The organism is Rufibacter latericius (assembly GCF_003721515.1).
GTDB lineage: Bacteria > Bacteroidota > Bacteroidia > Cytophagales > Hymenobacteraceae > Nibribacter > Nibribacter latericius.
Genome location: NZ_RJJD01000004.1, coordinates 190321 through 210241 on the forward strand (window position 1 = coordinate 190321; position 19921 = coordinate 210241).

The window sequence follows — 19921 nt, forward strand, 5'->3', positions numbered from 1 at the left end:
AGTAGGAGCGGTTTTAGCCTAAAGGATAGAATATGGTATGTAAAAATGGATAAGGGCTAACGGGCGACGGATCTGTAGCTTCGGTACAGGAGGAACCCCAGGATCAGGTAAAAGAACACGGCTAAGCCAATAGGAGCCTCTTGCTGGGCATACCAGGCGCTGGTATTTTCTAATAATGGGGTCACGATGAACGGACTGATGATCTTAGCAAACAGCAGAAACAGGCCGAAAACAATCACCGGCGAAAGAATGATGGCGATGACTCTGACCCAAACGGGCCGGTGAAGGCTCAAGCGGTGGCCTATGCCGGTGGAACCTACCGCCAGCAAGAGGATACCGGCCTTCATTAAAAAGGCGGCTGCCCCGGTGTCTATAATCCGGCCATCGGTGGAGATGATGACTCCCAGTTTTATGGTCCAGGCCAGTGCGCCGGCCATGAGCAGCAAACCTGCTACTTTCGTCCAATTTGTGAAAAGTGCTTTCAATTGCATAACCCGATGTTTTAGAAGTCAAAAATGAAAAACAGCCTTAAAGCGGAAGGCACACGAAGGGGGGAAAGGCAAAAAGGACTTTTTGCTTGACGTGTACCTAAACAGGGGCGAATTGCCTTTGCCGGGACAAAGGCCTAAGAAGGAAACAGGCAAAGGCGTCTACTCTTTGGCTTCTGCTGTTTCAGCCCCGTTTTCTAAAAGACAGCCCAAAAACGAGTTTCCACTATGGCAGGTATCGGTTTATTTTGGATCAGCTGCGTTGCTTTTTTCGGGAGGCAGGAAAGGGCTTGTATAAAGCAGGTATTCTTTATAACTTACTGATAAGGAGCCCTGTTCGCGTTTGTTACTGCTATGGCCTTACTGCTTATTCCATTTTAACCACTTCCAGCTATGACCGAGGGTTTGAAACAGTTTTGTCGGCAGACCATTAACATGCCCGCTCAGGATCTGGCCTTGATAGATGTTTACTTTAAACCGGTACAGCTCCGTAAGAAAGCTTTTTTATGGAGGGCCGGAGAAATCTGCCCCGTGATCGGGTTTCTGAGCCAGGGCGCCATTCGTCACTTCTTCTGTAAAGACGGCGAAGAGAAAACATGCGGCATCTCGCTGGAGAACATGTTCTTCACCGATTATGACAGCTTTTACAACCGACTGCCCACCATCAGTAACTCGCAGGCCCTGGAAGATTCTCTGGTTTTAACCATCACCAAACCCAACCTGGAGTCACTTTACCAGGAGAGTCCGTTATTTGAATCATTGGGCCGCTTGATGGCCGAGAAATCTGCCCAGGCTGCTTCTGCCCGGGCGGCCTCACTTACCTCTGATAAACCCGAAGAACGCTATTTAACCTTGTTAGAGCAGAATCCGCAATTATTCCGGCGCGTGCCGCAAAAGTATATTGCCAGCATGTTAGGCATCAGTCCGGAAAGTTTAAGCCGCATCAGGAAAAGAATCTTAACGCCCCGCAAAATCTTAACTTAAGTCAACGAGTTCAGGCGTTCGCCCTCCGTAGTTTTGTCAGGTAATCAGCAAGTTAAATTCTGGCTGTCTAGTATCTCACCAATTGGAAGATACCAGCCATAAGAACTGAATGTTTCGGTTCTAGTTGCTGACCTCGCCTGACTTCAACCTTTTATTTTTTATAGACTATGGAAACCACCTTAGCTTTCGCTTCCGCCAAAACAGAAGTAAACCGCAACCAGGCCTTCCTGAAAACCTGGCAAATCAACCATGTCCTAGCCAATGTGCTGGGGATGGGTTTGTTGCACACGGCTATTTCGCACACCATTACCGGGCCGCACGGCGTTGATTTAACCCCGACGCAAGTGGCTTCCCACACCTTCTCTCTCCTGACCTTCGCTTTTATCTTGAACCTGCTGCAGAACATAGCCTTACAGCTTAAATTTGACCGGGGCAATTTTACTGATTTAGGATATTTCCTGGTCTTTATTCCAGCAGCTTTTTGGTTGGGGTATTATACCTTGTACATTCCTTTCGATATTCTCTTCATGTATTTGGCAATTGGGGGCATAAACGCTTTCCGGCTGAAAAAGTACTTTACCAATGGTAATAAGTGGGCCTGGCAAAGTATGGTAGCTCTGTTTGTTGGGGCCATCGCGGGCATAGCCGCGGGGTTTGCGGCGTACTACGGCTTCATAAAAGATATCCAGGGTATTATGGCTGATTTCCTGCTCTGGTTCATCATCACGCCTCCGGCGAGTATTACCTATGCAGCTATGAGTAAAGCATTTCTGAAGCAGCATTTAAAGGCCGAATAATGAAAAACAGGGGGGAAACGCCACCTACCTAATCATTAGAAGGGTGGCGTTTTCCTTTTCCTTAAAAGAGATGATCAGATGGCTTATTATCCCACAATGTCCAGGCGAAATGCCGTTGAAAGCTTTTAGTTGCAGTAGCCCGTTTCTTCTGTTTAACTCCTTTTTTCTAAAGGCTTAAAGCCTTTTTCGCGATCTTATACTGCGCATCAATCACCGCTTGGTTGTGTCCGTGAGCGGCACCCGGCACAAGTACGAACTCCTTCTTCGGAGCCTTCACTTTATCATAATACGACTTGGTAAGCTCTTTAGAAGTTAGAATATCTTCCTCGCCCTGGATGAGGTACACCGGGATTTTATAGAGCAATCCGTCTTTCTGGAAGTTCACCCCGAGCATCATTGATTTGATTCCCATTCCCTTGTGGCCGGCGAAATGGAGGAAAGAGTAATCATCGCCGTCGGCCCGGTGTTTGGCGTCTTTCTCGTTGTCGTATGCGCTGGCCACCTTCCACCAGGAGGCAGGGGCTGGTGTGGAGTTCTGCCTTTCGTACTTTTTGATGACGCGCATCAACTGGCCATCTTTTCGGGCATCCTCATAGGGCGGAGGTCCCAATGCCTTCAGCTTATCTAATGATTCTTGGTCATTGGCGTCTTGGGCCATTTTAGACACCTTTTTGTAAGCGCTCGCAAATCCCTCTTGGAAGTTTACCACCTGGGAGTGGCCTATATAGGCAGAGAAAAGGTCTGGGCGCGCGAGGGCCATCTTCGCGCCCAGCACCGATCCCCAGGAAGTTCCGATGATGGCTATTCTCCGCGTTCCAAGGTGCTTGCCCAGATACTCAGCAAGCTCAATCCCGTCGGCGGTCATTCGCTCCAAAGTCAGCGGGTTCTCCATCCAGTAATCCTCGGTCACGGTCTCGGGGGCATTGCGGCCGAAGGTCCTGCCGGCGCCGCGCTGGTCCCAGTACACCAGGACAAAGTCTTTTTTCCAGGATCCGTAGATGGCGTCATCGTACTGACTCATAGTGCTACCTGGCCCTCCATGCAGAAACAGGATAACGGGCTTAGACTTGTCTTCTCCGCTGATGGTTACCCATTGCTCTATTCCGCCAAGGGAAATAAACCTTTCCTCGTTGATGGACTTGGTTTGTGCGGCTAACCCGCCCGAAACCAGAGAAAGTAAGAGAATCAGTAAAAATGTATGCCTCATATAAGGTTGATTATTGGAGTGAGGGATTTTGGATGATAAACTATGTGATTTCAATTTAATTAAAGTGGCGTAGTGAGACCGTCGGCCGAGGTGGTTTTCCCTTATATCATGGAGCCTACAAGCCGCTGTTTAAGGCCTTCTTTTGTGAAAACCCATACAATCTGGTATCCGCCTGCCCCGTCGCTGTTCCATTGGTAGACAAAGTAGGCGTTCCCGTTTTTATAGACGCTGAAGGTGTTCGTGCATTCATAGATGTCACCGTAGAAGGCTTTGCTTATTTGTATCCTTTCCCCCTCTAATATTACATGCACTCCTGTGACTTGTGTCTTGGGGAAGTTACCGTCCGTTCCCCAGGCTGGTCTGCCGTCTATGGCTACCACCCACTTACTTTCCCGCAGATCAATGATCCTTCCTTGTTGCGTGAAAGGCTTCGTTTTGTATTCAAAAGAAAAGTCTGTCCCTTTGTAGGGTTGAAGCTTTTCCAATGGCTGTATTCTGGATTTGTGTATGAAGCCTTCTATGTAGTCGGGCTGTGTGGAACTGAAGGAGAAGTCATTCTTGGGGATATAGACGGTCATCCATTCTCCCTCTGCTTCTGTATTGTACCAGAAGGCCTGGTTGCTGCTGACTTTATAGATTATTTCAGCCTGGGCGTTGGGCTGTTTCCTGACATTTGTATATCCGTCTTTGTCCTTGATGATAGCAACTTGGGCTCTTGCTACGATGGAGGTAAGAACCAAAGCGATCAGGGCAACAAGGTTTTTCATGTTGTGAATTAGGTGCATTAAATAGTGGCAAACGGCTTGGCTAAAAAGTGTTTTAATGCTTTTTAGGTCTTGTTAGGAGAAGTAATTTATTCTACTTCCTTCAACCAATAATTCAAGTCTTCTTTTTCATATTCTGTGAGTTGAATTTTTGATTGTATCCTACTGTATAACGTGTTAGGGTATTTTTCTATAGCCAGCCAAATATACTCTAAGTGATAAGGTCGTGCATCTTGGGTGGCTTTCGTGAAAGGTTTTTCTAACAGTTCAGCCGATTCCTTATTTTTAAACTGTACCATAGCCTGATACATTTCCCTATAAAGACTATAATCAAAACCTGTGTCTTTCATTATCTCCCTTGCCTGTATTTGCGCTAGGGGCTCCAAGAACTCAGGGGCAGGGAAAAATTTGACAGCTTTTATTCCATAGTATTCCTTTTCTGGGTCATTCAAGAAACTTAGTATAAAGGTCTTGTCCTCAGGTTTTCTGTATTTAGCCAATGCTATCAAAGCTGCTTCGTTACCTTCTTCCTGCAAAATCTGCTTTACTCTTGAATAGTAATGTTCATTAGGCTTTATTTTATTAAGCAGGCTTGTTTTAGCACTAAGTTGAATTGTTTTGTCAAAGATTAGGAGACTATCTATTTGCTTTTGTTGAGCCTTATCCAACTTGTAGGAATCCAACCCCACATAGTTTGGGGTTAGTAAGTCTAAATAAAAGTCGCCGATGGTTGTTGAACTACCAATACATCCAAACTGAGTATCCACTCTAGAGGTATCCTGTAGATACTCCTTAAGGATATCAAAGCAATCCTTGTCTCTTCTTAAAGTTAATGCCCAGAAGGAATAGCATTTTACAGCATTGTTCGGATACCCTAAAAGTGCCTTCAGCTCGGGAGTACTAGCCTTTGCGGTTAAAGCTTCGAAAGTTTTATATTGCTCTGGTTTTACGCCAGCTTCATACACTGCCGAAGACATCACCTCATTTACTTTGGCTATTTTCTCTGCTAATCTCAAAGTTTCTTTCCCCACCAGGCTGTAGTCAAAACTTTTTGACTCGGAAGGTACATTTTGCGCTTCTTTTAGATTCTGCTTCCCATCCTTGCATGAGAGCACCAGAAAAAAGAGGAGTATGTATAAACTGGCTTTCATGTATTGGTTTTAGTTATAGATTCTAAGCCATCCAGTTTTCCATAAATTTAATTTATTATTTCCCCTAACGTCTGGGCTAAAAAGCGTTTCAATGCTTTTTAGGTGTTGTTGTGGGCAGTTTTTCTTTTGTTTCTACTTTCTCAGAATTTACAATTCGGACAGTAAATAACCTGGTATCTACTGTCATCTCAAATTCAAAAGGCGAAACCCACCTTACAAACCGCAAATCGCTAGTCTGCTCTCCCGAAAGGTGCAATTCCTTTTCCAGATCTATGTTGTAAGTAGATTTTATCCGTTGGCCACCCTCTCCGTAGTACTCTATTTTTGTCAGATAAACGGATTTGTAGATTTCACTAAGGTAAATTTCTACTCTATACCTATACGCGTAAGAATCACTTTCTTTCTCAGATTCAATTTCAACTGATTCGCCTGTTGAGGCTTCTTCCAAACTTTTGAATTTGATGTCTCTTCTTTGAAGTTCAGCCGCCAGTGAATCAATGGTTTTCTCGGTGTTCCCCACGTAAGTTTTCGAGGAACTAAGCTCCTCCGCTGATCCCTGTGTTTTAAGTTTATTGTCGGTGGAAGTAGCTTCAAGGCAAGAGTTAAAGAGAAGACCAATTGCAGAGAGGAAAATAAGTTTTATTCTATTGCTCATTCTATTTCAAATTACCCACAACGGCCTTGTATAAACGACGGCCGAGGCCGTCAGCAGAAGGCTGACGTTTAAGCTTTGTTAGCACTAGTTTTTTCTTCAAGTAATACCAGCTTCCTTTTTACTTTTCATAGACCAGCCAATCATCAATTATTTCTCCGTCTTCGATAGAGTCGAGTTGGTAATAACCTACTTGCTCCAAGTCCATAAAATGAATCTTATCGGGGTCTTTGATGTAAATTCCTATTCTTGTTCTTATGTGTGGCGTCGGCCTTAGAATGTGGTTGTATACTAAAACTTGTTCAATAAGTCGAAAAACTAAGTTAGGTAATCCATGTTAATTCCACTCGCTTTGGCTATCCTTAGTTTGTTCTTCTAAAATCCGTTTGCAGTTTTCTTCAGCTATCCTTGCTAATTTTAATTGTTTAGAGTGTTCTTCTAAATAATGATTTATATCGGTTAGTTTCATTAAAATTAGGGCTAACGGTCTCGTGTAAACAGCGTGCTAGGCCGTCGGCCGAAGTATGGTGTTTACACAATGTTGGCAGTAGGTATTCTTTTATTTTATCCGCACTAGCGTTAGGACTTTCCCTAGCTCTTTTCCATGCTTTTCTTCATCTAAACTTTTTATGAGGAAAGTTTCAATTAGTTTATTCCCATCGTATGTGTTGAACGTCGAGAGGTAAAGTCCTCCTTCTCTTTCCTCAATCTTAATCGAGTAATAGTCCTTTCCATCTGTAACAATTCCAGTCGGTGGTTCTTTGCAGATTTGGCTCTCTTGGAGAATAAATGAATCTTTCTTCCAAAAAGTCCAGCCTACTCTATCACAGCAAACGTTCGCGGTTTCGTAAAGCCTGTTTTCATAGAGACGAATTGTGTCATTGTTAAAATACGCGCTGTCTTTGTTACAGCTTAGCCAGGCATTATGTCCGATCATTATGGACTTCTTAGATTCTTGTTCTATGCTTGCCTTGAATAATTTGAACACACTTGCCTTCGTCAGCATTTTCTGCTGGCCTAAAGCTGTGCTAAAAGTTATGGCAAGGATGAAAAAGCTTAATACTATTTTCATTTTTTACTTACTGCCAACGGTTAGTGTAAACGGCGGCGGAGGCCGTCGGCCGATGCTGGCGTTTACACGTTGTTGTAGCTAGTTTTTATTTAAAAATTTAGCCATTTTTCCATTATTCTTTGCTGAAACTTATCCAGCATATCTAAACTTGCATTTATCGTTTTAATAAGTTCGATGCAAAATTTAAGATAATCGTCATTATCCTTAAGGTCTTTTATCTCTAAATTATCTCCATTTAAATCTGTAAAAGACATGGGTAAATGATTAATTCTATTTAAATGTGCAAGTTTATTTCTTTGTTCCCATACTGAATCTATAGATTTGATTACATTAGAATGTTTATCAAAACTTAAATCGAATAGCTTATGAGTATTTCCTAATTTCTTTGACCACAAAGTTCCAAAGGAAAACTCCCCTGCTAAGTGATTGATATATTTTTCTCTTAGTTTTTCAATATCTTCAAATTCAATTATATCAAATTTCTTAATGGCAATATCCTTCAAATCCATAGCTCTCCTAAGGAGTCGTTTGTCTCTTAGTTTCCACTTGATTAAATCAACTAAAAAGTATTCTGTTGATGAGGTGTAATTAATAATGCAGCTTGAGATAGCATTTAGCCTAATTTCAGTTACTAAGAAATCATCTTCGTTTATACCTCTTTCAATAATACCATTCATATTTTCTCCAATTGTTGGATACGTAGGTATTACATCTTTCAATTTAAGAGCCCAAGTACAAAAATCAGCACTGGTACCTTGTGTATGCAAAAGCAATTCAAATCTTGTGATACTAAATGAACTAAGTAATCTTGCAAACGCAGCATACATATTATGTTTTATTTAAATTGGCTACAACTACAGTATAGATGGAGGAACTCCGGTTATCAGCCTTATAGCTCTATCCTAAAGGATCCTGGTTACAACTGAAATCCACAAATAACCGGAAGTCAGCTAGCGAATATACAATTAAGTTCAAGGCTATAAAGGCGTGCCCAAAAACAATAGTGAAGGTAGGTGAATGTCCCATATTCCCAGGTAGAGCCATTTTGAGCCTCTTTTTCCTGAAGTACCCCTAAACCAGCTAACTTTCCCAATTCCATTGTTAACGTTGCAGGTGGAACCAAGCCGGCGGATTATACAAATCGGCTCCGGTTTGGCCAGGCAAGCTCTTCTCCAATATGGTGGGAAAGAACCTCCAAAGCGGAGCCGGAGCCGATTTGTAAGGGAATAAAAGTGTTGAGCCGTTTAGGTTACTCCCCTTTTGGAGGTGCAACGGCTACGCTTTTCACGTCAACGGTGATCTCTTTGAGGCGGGTGGCTACTGCCGGTGACATAGATTCCTGGTAGCGGCCGCCCAGGTGCTTGGCCAGGAATTTCTCGGCGGCTGCCAACATGGCCATGTTATTAACAGGACGGGCGAAACCGTGTCCTTCGTCTGGAGCCACCAGGTATTCTACCGGGAAACCCCGGGTCCGGAGAGCCACTACAATCTGGTCAGACTCAGCTTTGTTTACCCGCGGGTCATTGGCACCCTGCACCACCAGCAATGGAGCCTTGATTTTGTCTGCGGAAAACAGCGGTGATTGGCGGGTTAACTGGGCCTGTCCTTCGGGGGTGCTGGTGTCGCCCATGCGCTGGAAGAACATCTTCCGGATAGATTCCCAGTAAGGTGGAATGGTGGCCAGCAGTGTGTTCAAGTTGGAAGGACCCACAATAGATACCCCGGCAGCGTACACATCGGGCGTGAAGGCCAGTCCGGCCAGGGTGGCGTACCCGCCGTACGAAACACCCATAATGCCTACCCGTTTAGGGTCAACGATTCCCTGCGCAATGAGGTGTTTCACGCCCCAGGTGATATCGTCCTGCATCTTTTGGCCCCATTCTTTGTTTCCGGCGTTTAAAAACTCTTTGCCATACCCGGTGGAGCCCCGAAAGTTGGGCGATAAAACGGCATACCCACGGTTAGCCAGAAACTGGTGGTAGCTGTTGTAACCCCAACGGTCGCGGCTCCAGGGGCCACCGTGCGGTACCACAATCAGGGGCAGGTTGGTTTGGCCGGCGTTCTTAGGAAGGGTGAGGTAAGCAGGAATTTCCAGACCATCGGAAGATTTGTACCGGATGACCTGCATAGAAGCCAGGTCCTTCATGGGCAGTTTGGGACGGGGGCGGTACTGGAAGGTCAATTGGCGGGTTTTGCGGTCAAAGAGGTACACTTCCTCGGGGTTGACATCGCTCAGGACGTGCACCATCCAGTACTGCTCGTTTTTGGTGGCAGACCCTAAAAAGATCATCCGGTCTTGGAACCGCTGCTCTACTGTCTGGAAGTCCTTTTCATACGTTTTGTCTTTCCAGTACCGGCGCATCCGGTCATCGTGGTAGGTGACAAAAATAGGGGCATGGGTAACTTCTGACAACCGGACATCCTCCAGGTCTACCTTGTTTTTAGGGTCAGATTCTACCAGTTCTTCCTGCAGGGTAGAGGGATCAAACAGTACCAGTTGCTGGAAGTTGCGGTTGCCTTTGTCGGTTCTAAGGTAAAAGCGCCGGTTGTCTTCGTGGAAACCCACCGGGAAACCGGTCTCAAAAACGTTGATGCTGTAGATGGGCCTCAGTTCTTTGTCTTCAACCCGCAGGATCTCGGTACTTCCGTCGGGAACCGACCGGGTCGCCAGGCGCAGTTTATCGTTCCAGTCAAAGGTCCAGCCGGTGATGCGATCAGTGTTTTCCCTGAGCAGGGTCTTCTCTCCGGTAGCCAGGTTCAGGCGGTACAAATCATGCCAGGCTTTGTCGCGGTTGTTTAAGCCTATGTACACCATGTTGGGCTCTGACCGTGAAAGATGGTAGATCATGGTTCGAACTTGGGGCATGTCAGTGAGGTTGCGCGACGGGGGAACTCCCTGGCCCTCGGGCTGTACCTGGCTGGGCTGCACGGCATAGAGGTTGAAATTCTCATTACCACCTTTATCCTGCACATAAAGCAGGGTTTGTCCATCACGCGACCAGGTATAGGAACCAATAGGGCGGGTAGTGTCGGCGGTGAGGGGCTTGCCGGCGGTAAACGGCTCTTCACGCTTTTTCACCCAGATGTTGCGGGTGCCCTTGTAGGGTTTGATGAAGGCGATGTAGGAGCCGTCCGGCGAGAGTTGGGCATTGATGATTTCGGGGTCTCCGAAGAAAATCTCACGGTCAATGAGCGCGGGTAACTTGCTGGTCTGCCCCCTGAGTGGGGAGACAAACAGCAACTGCACCAATAGTAAAAGGGAATAAATACGTCTTGGCATGGCTTTAAGGGTTAGGTAGGAGGGATAGGAAGCTGAAATCTGGAAATAGGATTCTCCCGGCCTCTGGAAAGAACCTTCCGGAACCTGGAGTCCCAACTGCGGAGTCTGTTTCACTTTATCACCAAAGGCGGACCCACAATCTCCATCTCGTGGGCAGCAAAAAGTTGGGTCATCTGTTCTTTGGTAGGATCGCCGGGGAAAGAAGCCAGCGCCACGAAGAACTCCTCCAGCCTGCCGGCGGGTTGCACCATCACCGTCATTTTGCCCGAAGGGCTTACCTGGGTCCAGGCGTGGGGCACTTTTCTGGGCAGGAAAATACTGTCACCGGTGGTCAACTTGTGCTGGTCAGGGCCAACCTGAAACCGATATTCGCCGGCCAGTACCTGAAAGATCTCGTCCTGATGCGGATGCACGTGCAAAGGCGTTCCCCGGCCCGGCGACAAACTGGTCTGTTCAAAGATGGCCAGATCGCCGTTAGTGTCTTTCCCGGAGACTTTCACATCCAGCACATTGGCATTGACACCTTTCAGTTTCAGATGCCCGTGGTATCTTCCTTCGCCGGCAGACACCTTGAACCCCTTGTCTTTTCTGGGGCGGTTTTGCGAAAAGGCATTAAAAGAGAGAAGGGGAGCCGAGGCCAGAAGGATGCCTAAAAACTTGCTTCTTTTCATGCGTGATCTCGGTTAGAAGCCCGAAGCATAAAATGGTAAGCGCAGAAATCTGAGTATGTTATTTGCCTGCGAGCGAGGAGATAACAGTGGGGTTCAGTTAAAGATACCAATTGTTTTGTCCTATCAAAACTTCTCCCCGTGATATCTGCTCTCTGAGAGGAAATGCACTCAGTTTTAAGCTTCTTTTTCCGAAAACAAGCTTAAAACCACTCCTGAATAGGTCGCGGCAGATGGCTATTGGCTAGCTCTAAAGATTCTTTTAGCCTCCCAAAATGGGTTTTATTTAGGTGTTTGGAGGCAACCTGTTTTGGAGCTGTTTTCCATAAATTGGCCTAAAAACCGGATTCAGGTATTCATGGGCTCAGGAGACAATTTGCGGTTGCGGGGAAGAAACTTTAGCAGAAACTGGCTTCAGACGCTCAGATTTCTAGGAAATTATCTCCAACTTAGTAGGCTCAACCACCATTTCCCGATTTTTAATGAAAAAGCTCTCCCTCTTTCTCTTTGTTAGTGCCATCGTTGGCATTGTGATGGCATTTACCGTCGGCAAAGAAGATAAATACGCTTACCCGTTCCAAAATCCTTCCCTGTCCATTGAAGCCCGGGTGGATGATCTGGTATCTCGCCTCACCCTGGAGGAAAAAGTAGCCCAGATGCTGAACGCCGCGCCCGCCATTGACCGGTTGGGCATTCCTTCCTATGACTGGTGGAACGAGGTGCTGCACGGCGTGGCCCGAACCCCGTACAAAGTAACCGTCTATCCGCAGGCCATCGGGATGGCCGCTACCTTTGACACGACCTCGCTGGGCCGCATGGCCGATTTCTCTGCGCTGGAAGGTCGGGCCATCTACAACAAAGCCATCAAGGACGGGAAATCGGGGCAGCGGTACGTGGGCTTGACCTACTGGACGCCCAACATCAACATCTTCCGGGACCCTCGCTGGGGCCGCGGTCAGGAAACCTACGGCGAAGACCCGTTTTTGACGGCTATGCTGGGCCGGGCATTCGTGCACGGTTTGCAGGGCGATGACCCCAAATACCTGAAAGCAGCCGCTTGCGCCAAGCACTACGCCGTGCACAGCGGACCCGAGCCCGAGCGCCACGTGTTCAACGCCACCGCCACCAACTATGACCTTTGGGATACCTACCTGCCCGCTTTCCAGGAACTGGTGGTGAACGCCAAAGTAGCCGGCGTCATGTGCGCCTACAACGCGTTCAGAGGTCAGCCGTGCTGCGGCTCAGACGTGCTCATGAACGACATCCTGCGCAACCAATGGCAGTTTACCGGCTACGTAACCTCCGACTGCTGGGCCATCGATGATTTCTTCAAGAACCACAAAACCCACCCCGATGCGGCCTCTGCTTCGGCCGATGCCGTGATGCACGGCACCGACATTGACTGCGGCACCGATGCCTACAAAGCCCTGGTGCAGGCCGTGAAAGACGGCAAGATCACCGAGCGCATGATTGATGTATCGGTGAAGCGTTTGTTCACCATCCGGTTCCGGTTGGGCATGTTCGATCCCGTGGCCATGGTGAAATACGCGCAGACTTCGCCCGATGTCATCGAAAGTGCTCCGCACAAAGCCCACTCGCTCAAGATGGCGCAACAGTCCATGGTCCTCCTCAAAAACGACAAGAACACGCTGCCCCTGAAAAAGAGCCTTAAGAAGATTGCCGTAGTTGGCCCGAACGCCGATAACTCGATTGCAGTTCTGGGGAACTACAATGGAATCCCGTCAGAGATTGTGACTGCCCTGCAAGGCATCAAAAACAAAGTAGGCACCGGTACGCAGGTAGTCTATGAACGCGCCTCTACCTTTACCAAAGACACCTTGCTGGTCTACACCGAAATCAAATCTCAGCTGAGTTTTGAAGGCAAACCCGGCGTGAAAGCCGAGTACTTCAACAACCCCGAACTGAAAGGCCAGCCCGTAGCCACGCGCCAAGAGGCGGAGATCAACAACTTCTGGCAGGAAGGCGAGACGGTGGTAGGGAACATGAAAGCCTATAACTTCTCGGCCCGTTATACCACCGATTTTACCGCAAAGACCACCGGTTCCATCACCTTTGAGGTAGAGGGCGATGATGGCTACCGTTTGCTTATTGACGGCAAAGAGCAACTCAACGCCTGGACCCGTAACCGCTGGGGCGCCAAAGCTTACAAACTGGCCACCCAACAAGGCAAGACCTACCGCCTGGTGCTGGAATACAACCAGGACGGCGGCAAAGCATCGGTGCAGCTGCGCGCCGGTAACTTCGCTAAATCAGATTTTAAAGCCTTAGCCAACCGCGTAAAAGACGCCGATGCCATCATTTTCGTGGGTGGAATCTCGCCGCAGTTGGAAGGCGAGGAAATGAAGGTAAACGAACCCGGCTTCAACGGCGGCGATAGAACTTCCATCCTGTTGCCCAAAGTACAGACCGACCTGATGAAGGAACTGAAAGCGACCGGTAAACCCGTGGTGTTCGTGATGATGACAGGCAGCGCCATCGCTATTCCGTGGGAAGCCCAGAACATTCCGGCCATCGTGAACGCCTGGTACGCGGGTCAGTCGGCGGGTACGGCCATCGCCGATGTGCTGTTCGGGGACTACAACCCGGCGGGCCGCTTGCCGGTGACCTTTTACAAAGGAGATTCGGACCTGCCGGCTTTCGGCGACTACACCATGGAGAATCGCACGTACCGCTACTTTAAAGGGCAGCCATTGTATGGATTCGGGTACGGCCTGAGCTACACCACGTTTACCTATGACAAACTTGATTTACCGAAAGACAGCAAGGTGAACAGCCCGGTACAGGTGAGCGTGCGCGTAACCAACTCCGGTAAAATGGACGGTGATGAAGTGGTGCAGCTTTACCTCAACCGACAGGTGAACGGCTACAAAACACCCATCAGGGCTTTGAAGGGTTTTGAGCGTATTTCGCTTAAAAAAGGCGAAAGCAAAGTGGTTTCCTTTACGCTTCGTCCGCAGGACCTTACCGTCATTGCGGAAGATGGGACCACTAAGCACCTGCCCGGTACCGTGACCGTAAGCGTGGGCGGCAGCCAACCCGATGCAGCAACCAGGAAGAGCAAGAAAACCGTGGAAGGAACCCTCGCTTTGAAAGAAGCAAAGTAGCCAACTTCGATTTTGGCTTGTTTTCCCGAAAGCGGGCCTAAACCAAAGAGCCCCTGCCGCCAATTGTTTTTGGTAGCAGGGGCTCTTCGGTTCAGGCTATGGCGCAGAAGTTACTTCCGTGACTAAGGTTACCTGCGCAGCAAGTCACGGAAGTAACTTCCGCGCCATAGAGGAAAGGGGTTGCCGGCATCAGTCCGTATGGGGGCTATTTTCTTAAAAGTTGCAATAATTGGTGAGCCGCTTCTTCTGATGAGGCCGGGTTCTGGCCGGTGATCAGCAAGCCATCCTGCACCACGTGCACGCCCCAGTCGCTTGTTTTGGAATAGTTGCCGCCTCTGTTTTTGAGTTCGTCTTCCAGTAGATAGGGTACCACCTGCGTGAGGCCCACGGCTTCTTCCTCAGAATTGGCGAAGCCCGTCACGTTCTTGCCTTTCACCAGCGGCTGGCCGTTCTCGTCTTTCACGTTGAGCAAAACCGCGGGCGCGTGGCATACGGCGGCTACCGGCTTTTGGCTTTTCCAGAAGTCCTCAATCAGTTGCACAGACTCAGGGCTTTCATATAAATCCCACAGCGGACCGTGTCCGCCGGGGTAGAACACCGCATCAAAGTCCTGGGCTGATACGTCCGTCACTTTTTTGGTGTTAGCTAGAAGCGTTTGCAGCGCTTTGTCTTCTTTGAACCGCTTGGTGGCCTCGGTCTGGTTTTCTGGTGCGTCGCTTTTAGGGTCAATGGGTGGTTGCCCGCCTTTGGGCGATACCAGGGTGATGTCGGCTCCTGCGTCCTGGAACACATAGTAGGGCGCGGCGAATTCTTCAATCCAGAAACCGGTTTTCTCTCCGGTGTTGCCTAACTCGCTGTGCGAGGTCAATACAATCAGTACTTTCATGTCGTTTTCTTTAAAATGGCTTAAAAACTATTCGCAGACGCCGTCTGGAGTACAGAAACCCGCGCCTTCGCCGGAAATCAACTGGGGTTTTTCTTCCTCCCAAACCTTGTCCAGCACTTCCTGGAACAGCTCAGTGGGTTGTGCGCCGGAGACAGCATATTTGTCATTGAACACATAGAAAGGCACGCCTCGCACGCCTACCTGCTGCGCCTCGTACATGTCTTGCTGCACTTCCTGCGCATAGGTTTCTTTCTGCAGGGCTTCCCTGATTTCGGCTCCGTTCAAGCCCACTTCCTCGCCCAACTGCACCAAGGTGTCCAGGTCGCCCACGTTTTTGCCTTGGGTGTAATAGGCCGCGAACAGCCTTTCTTTCATCTCGTTCTGCTTGCCGTGCTTTTTGGCCAGGTGCAGGAGCCGGTGCGCATCAAAGGTGTTGTTGATGATGGCTTTATCGAAATCGTAGTGCAGGCCAACTTCTTTGGCCATATCGGCCATGTAGTCGTTCATTTTCTTGCCCTCGGCGGCGGTAGTGCCCTTGCGTTTGCCCAAGTACTCGTGCACCGATTGGCCGGGAACAACTTTCATGTCTGGGTCTAGTTGGAAACTGCGCCACACCACCTCTACCTTGTCTTTGCCTTGAAACCCTTCCAATGCTTTCTCAAACCTGCGTTTGCCAATGTAACAGAAAGGGCAAACCACATCAGACCATATTTCTACTTTCATCTTTCTCTTCTTATCAGTTGTAAACTCAAAGGTCATCGGGTGGGGAAAACCCTTCACTTTCTTCCGATGCCGGTAAAATGACCTCAAATTTTATACTAAGAACCTCCCCAAATGTTCACAGGTCGGGAAATTAGCACCGAACGCTTTCCTAAAATGCCGCTGGTGGGGTCCGGGAAGCTGGTTAAAGCCTTAAAAAGGCATTTTCAGGAAAAGGAAGGGTAAGAGAAGCAAGGGTATTTTTCAGGATACCACAGACCTGTCAAAAGTGCGCATTACCTGGAAAAGGTTAGAGCGGATGTCTGATTTTGTCAGAAGCAAGAGCGGAGTTGGGGCTTACTTTTCCTTATGACTGTCTTCTGCGCGGAAGGCTACTGGCCGAGGCACGGCCCTCAAAGAAGTATCAATTCTTATTGAAAGGCTTACCCGATAAAGGCATTCAGGCCTAACACCCCCAAGAGTCCAATCACTGAAACCAACGTCTCCATGATGGACCAGGTGGCAATGGTATCGGCAATGCTTAGGCTGAAGTACTCTTTGAACATCCAGAAGCCGGGATCATTGACGTGCGAAAACATCAGGCTGCCTGCACCCGTGGAAAGCACCATCAGTTCTGGGCTTGCGCCAGTGGCTGCAATCATGGGCAAGGTGATGCCCGCGGTGGTAATGGCGGCTACGGTGGCAGAGCCTAGGCAAACGCGTAACAGGGCTGCAATACTCCAGGCCAAGACCAAAGGCGAGAGCGACATGTCGCGTACCAGTGCTGTAATATAATTGCCCACGCCGCTGTCAACCAACACTTGTTTCAGGGCTCCACCGCCCCCAATGATGAGCATAATCATGGCAATGCTGCTCACAGAGCCGGTTAACAGAGACATCAGGTCATCCATTTTGCGGCCGCGGCTTAGCCCCAGCGTGTATAATGCCACAAACACCGATAGGAGCAAGGCAATGGCCGGGTCACCCACAAAGTCCAGCGTTTTCCGGACCGTAGATTCAACCGGCAGTACGGCATTGGCCAAGGTGGCTACGGCCATTAGTAAGACTGGGAACACAGCGGTGAAGAAACTTACGCCATAGCCGGGCATCTCGTCATTGGTGAAGATTCTGGGAGGCGCCAAACCGGCGGGCGGACTGGCTTTGTATTTAGTTAAAAAGCGCGTGAAGATGGGACCGGCAATGATGATAGCGGGCACGGCCACAATGAGCCCATAGATGAGCGTTAAGCCCATGTCTGCTTTGTAAATGACGGCAATGGACGTGGGGCCGGGGTGCGGCGGCAAGTAACCGTGTGTCACCGAAAGCGCTGCTGCCATAGGAATGCCCACGTACAAAAGCGGCAAGCCCGTAGAGGCGGCAATGCTGAACACCAGCGGAATGAGCAGGATGAAACCGGCATTGTAGAACATGGGCAGGCCCACCACAAAACCCGTCAGAATCATGGCCCACTGAATGTGTCGTATCCCGAATTTCTTAATCAGACTCAACGAAATACGTTGTGCAGCCCCGCTGTCAGAGATGAGCGTGCCCAGCATGGAGCCAAATCCTATAATCAAGGCAATAGAGCCAAGGGTGCTGCCAATACCGTTCTGCACCGAGGTTATAGCGTCTTTGACGGGCATTCCTTCAGCGATTCCTAACCCCAGGGCTACCAGAATAAGGGCCAGAAAGGCATTCAGCCGGAAGACAATCATGAGAATCAGTAACGCAAGTACCGCGAGGGCAATCAGCAGGAGTGGCATAGGCCAGAGGTGGTTTAGTTTTTAGGCTGTTTTCAGGAAAAGAGGCGGTAAGCGTGTTCAAGGAACTCTGAAGACCAGCAAGCCGATGCACGGCAGAGTTGGCTTCTTAAATGTAGAAAAGTTTTGCATAGCCTCCGCATTGAGTTTGGAGCTAGGTGAGAGCAAGGCTGCCTCTGCCATCGGAAAGAGATTCCTGTTAGCGGTTTTTACCTTGTTTTCTGAAAATGTACTGAGAATAGAGAGCAGGAAGGCCCTTGCCAGAACTTGTTTATCTGATTGTAGTAAGGGCAAGTAACGCAGGAACATCCGTTCAGATGACCCGTACCTACTTTATCCTATTTTTATACCCTAATGGTTTTATCATCCCTATCCTTGTTTCAGCTTCCTATTCAGGACCCGGTTTTGGTGTTTGCGGTCATCCTGCTGGTGATTCTGTTCTCACCCATGCTTTTCAACAAGATGGGAATTCCCGGTATTCTGGGCCTTATCCTTTCCGGGGTGTTGCTGGGGCCGCACGGGTTAGGCGTGCTGGAGCGCGATGAAAGCGTGGTGCTGTTCAGTACCATCGGGTTGCTCTACATCATGTTCCTGGCCGGTCTAGAGATGGACATGGATGATTTCAAGCAGAACAAGAATAAGAGTATCGTCTTTGGAACGCTCACCTTCATTATCCCGCTGATTCTGGGTTTTCTGGGTGCCCGCTTTATTCTGGGGTATAGTCCACTTTCGTCGTTCCTGCTGGCCAGTATGTTCTCCACGCATACACTGGTGGCGTACCCCATCATCGGGCGGTTGGGTATTACGCAGCACCGGACCATGACCCTTATCCTGGGCGGTACCATCATCACAGATGCGGCCGTGCTGATTATTTTGGCGGTGGTCACCAACCTGCAGAAACCAGACTTGTCACCTTTGTTCTGGGTGCAGTTTGCGGCGCAGCAGGCGCTGTTTGTGTTTGTGGTGCTGTGGGGCGTGCCGCGCATCAGTCGATGGTTTTTCAGGGCGCTGGAAGGGGAAGGCAACGCGCAGTACCTCTTTGTGTTGGCGGTAGTGTTTCTGTCTGGTTTCTTTGCGCACCTGGCCGGAGCGGAACCTATCATTGGGGCGTTTTTGGCCGGTTTAGCCCTAAACCAGCTAATTCCCAGAGCCTCGCCGTTGATGCACCGCACCGAGTTTGTGGGCAATACGCTGTTCATTCCGTTCTTTCTCATCAGTGTGGGCATGCTGGTAGACGTGCGGGTACTGCTGGAAGGGCCTGAAGCGTTGTTTGTGGCGGCGGTGATTATCCTCATTTCGTTCGCCGGTAAATGGCTGGCTGCCTTTTGTACCCAGAAAATCTACGGCTTCAATGCAGATGAACGGAACCTGATTTTCGGGATGAGCAGTGCGCACGCGGCGGCTACCATTGCCGTGGTGTTGATTGGATATAACCTCAAGATTTTAGACATCCAGGCGTTGAACGGCACCATCTTGCTTATCCTGGTTTCCTGCCTTGTCAGTAGCATTGTGGCCGAGAAAGCCGGTCGGAAGATTGCCATTGCCATGGCCGATAAAGTACCCGAAGGCACCGAAGGCGATGAGCGTATCCTGATTCCGGTAGAGAACATGGAGCACCTGAAACGCCTGCTGGACTTCTCGCTGCTCATCAAGAATCCCATTGCGTCAGAGCCGTTGCTGCCGCTGGTGGTGGTCTCAGAACACCATAACCCCGAGGATAAAATCAAGTTGCACCAACACAAAGTGGCTTCGGTAATTCATGAAGTGACTGAAGACCCAGATATCATACGCCCGGTGTACCGGGTAGACATCAACGTGGGGAACGGCATCATTAGGGCCGTGCGGGAGTTGCGCATTACCGAAGTGGTGATGGCCTGGAATGGTCAGTTAAGCACCCGTGAGTGGTTCTGGGGCAGCATTTTGAACCGGGTAGTGAACCACACCACCGTACAAACCATTTTCTGCAAGTTCTGCGACCCTCTGAACACCATTCAAACAATCATAGTGGTGGTACCCAAGAACTCTGAACGCGAAGCCGGGTTTCCTTACTGGGTCAATACCATTCTGCAGTTAGCCAAAGGAGCCGGCGCCAAAATCAGAATCCTGGGCGCGACAGGTACGCTGCAGACCTTAGAGACTTTTGTGCAGGACCAGGACCGGTACACGGTGAACATCAGCTATGAGCTGTATGAGAACTGGGACAACTTCCCGTCCCTCGCTAAAGACCTCACCAAAAACGATTTGTTTACGGTGGTGCTGGGTCGGCCTCATACCGTCTCTTATCGCCCTGAGTTCAACGTAGTGCCTCGCTATCTCTCGCGCTATTTTCAGGACGTGAGTTATGCCATTCTTTATCCTGAGCAGAAGTAGAAGAAGCTTTACTAAGTA

At 49.0% G+C, this 19921-nt stretch carries 17 protein-coding genes; 4 read left to right on the plus strand and 13 right to left on the minus strand.

Translation table 11 applies throughout. The features are described 5' to 3' along the window. Positions 1–56 precede the first annotated feature (56 nt). On the minus strand, positions 57–491 hold the full coding sequence (locus EFB08_RS08760) for a hypothetical protein (protein ID WP_123126569.1): 435 nt from the start codon (positions 489–491) through the stop codon (positions 57–59). Between the two features lie 402 nt (positions 492–893). On the opposite strand from EFB08_RS08760, the gene EFB08_RS08765 reads away from it, so the two are divergent. Next, a complete protein-coding gene (locus EFB08_RS08765; RefSeq protein WP_165864841.1) occupies positions 894–1472 on the plus strand; it encodes a Crp/Fnr family transcriptional regulator in 579 nt (192 codons plus the stop codon). A gap of 167 nt (positions 1473–1639) precedes the next feature. Next, a complete protein-coding gene (locus tag EFB08_RS08770; RefSeq protein WP_123126571.1) occupies positions 1640–2269 on the plus strand; it encodes a hypothetical protein in 630 nt (209 codons plus the stop codon). Positions 2270–2435: 166 nt separating this feature from the next. Here the strand turns inward: EFB08_RS08770 and EFB08_RS08775 are convergent, their stop codons facing one another. The 9 genes from EFB08_RS08775 to EFB08_RS08810 all read right to left on the minus strand — a co-directional run bounded on the left by EFB08_RS08775 (position 2436) and on the right by EFB08_RS08810 (position 11066). Continuing rightward, positions 2436–3476, minus strand: coding sequence for an alpha/beta hydrolase (locus EFB08_RS08775; RefSeq protein ID WP_123126572.1), 1041 nt, complete (start codon positions 3474–3476; stop codon positions 2436–2438). A gap of 101 nt (positions 3477–3577) precedes the next feature. After that, positions 3578–4243, minus strand: coding sequence for a hypothetical protein (locus EFB08_RS08780; protein WP_125077687.1), 666 nt, complete (start codon positions 4241–4243; stop codon positions 3578–3580). 86 nt (positions 4244–4329) lie between these two features. Further along, the gene (locus EFB08_RS08785) at positions 4330–5391 is read right to left on the minus strand and encodes a hypothetical protein (protein WP_123126574.1); all 1062 of its coding nucleotides are present in this window, start codon (positions 5389–5391) and stop codon (positions 4330–4332) included. Between the two features lie 88 nt (positions 5392–5479). After that, complete coding sequence (locus EFB08_RS08790) at positions 5480–6046, minus strand: hypothetical protein (RefSeq protein WP_123126575.1); 567 nt, start codon at positions 6044–6046, stop codon at positions 5480–5482. Positions 6047–6380: 334 nt separating this feature from the next. Beyond that, positions 6381–6512 carry a hypothetical protein gene (locus tag EFB08_RS23870; protein ID WP_262707473.1) on the minus strand — a complete coding sequence of 44 codons (132 nt, stop codon included), beginning with the start codon at positions 6510–6512 and terminating at the stop codon, positions 6381–6383. A 90-nt stretch (positions 6513–6602) separates the two neighbouring features. Continuing rightward, positions 6603–7115, minus strand: a complete 513-nt coding sequence (locus EFB08_RS08795; RefSeq protein WP_123126576.1) for a hypothetical protein — start codon at positions 7113–7115, stop codon at positions 6603–6605. 89 nt (positions 7116–7204) lie between these two features. Then, on the minus strand, positions 7205–7942 hold the full coding sequence (locus EFB08_RS08800) for a hypothetical protein (RefSeq protein ID WP_123126577.1): 738 nt from the start codon (positions 7940–7942) through the stop codon (positions 7205–7207). Positions 7943–8364: 422 nt separating this feature from the next. Next, positions 8365–10395 carry a S9 family peptidase gene (locus tag EFB08_RS08805; RefSeq protein ID WP_123126739.1) on the minus strand — a complete coding sequence of 677 codons (2031 nt, stop codon included), beginning with the start codon at positions 10393–10395 and terminating at the stop codon, positions 8365–8367. 110 nt (positions 10396–10505) lie between these two features. Further along, positions 10506–11066: a cupin domain-containing protein gene (locus tag EFB08_RS08810; protein WP_123126578.1), complete on the minus strand. Its 561-nt coding sequence runs from the start codon at positions 11064–11066 to the stop codon at positions 10506–10508. Positions 11067–11545: 479 nt separating this feature from the next. Here EFB08_RS08810 and EFB08_RS08815 point away from each other — a divergent pair, with 479 nt between their 5' ends. Further along, positions 11546–14188 (plus strand): glycoside hydrolase family 3 C-terminal domain-containing protein, encoded by a 2643-nt coding sequence (locus EFB08_RS08815; RefSeq protein WP_123126579.1) that lies wholly within the window; start codon positions 11546–11548, stop codon positions 14186–14188. Positions 14189–14393: 205 nt separating this feature from the next. Here EFB08_RS08815 and EFB08_RS08820 read toward each other — a convergent pair whose 3' ends face one another. From EFB08_RS08820 to EFB08_RS08830, 3 genes are all read right to left on the minus strand, one after another. Next, on the minus strand, positions 14394–15074 hold the full coding sequence (locus EFB08_RS08820) for a type 1 glutamine amidotransferase domain-containing protein (protein WP_123126580.1): 681 nt from the start codon (positions 15072–15074) through the stop codon (positions 14394–14396). A 27-nt stretch (positions 15075–15101) separates the two neighbouring features. Beyond that, entirely contained in the window at positions 15102–15797 is a 696-nt protein-coding gene (locus EFB08_RS08825; protein WP_123126740.1) for a DsbA family oxidoreductase, read from the minus strand. A 419-nt stretch (positions 15798–16216) separates the two neighbouring features. After that, positions 16217–17536, minus strand: coding sequence for a gluconate:H+ symporter (locus EFB08_RS08830; RefSeq protein ID WP_123126581.1), 1320 nt, complete (start codon positions 17534–17536; stop codon positions 16217–16219). 351 nt (positions 17537–17887) lie between these two features. On the opposite strand from EFB08_RS08830, the gene EFB08_RS08840 reads away from it, so the two are divergent. Next, positions 17888–19903, plus strand: a complete 2016-nt coding sequence (locus tag EFB08_RS08840; protein ID WP_123126583.1) for a cation:proton antiporter domain-containing protein — start codon at positions 17888–17890, stop codon at positions 19901–19903. Positions 19904–19921 lie beyond the last annotated feature (18 nt).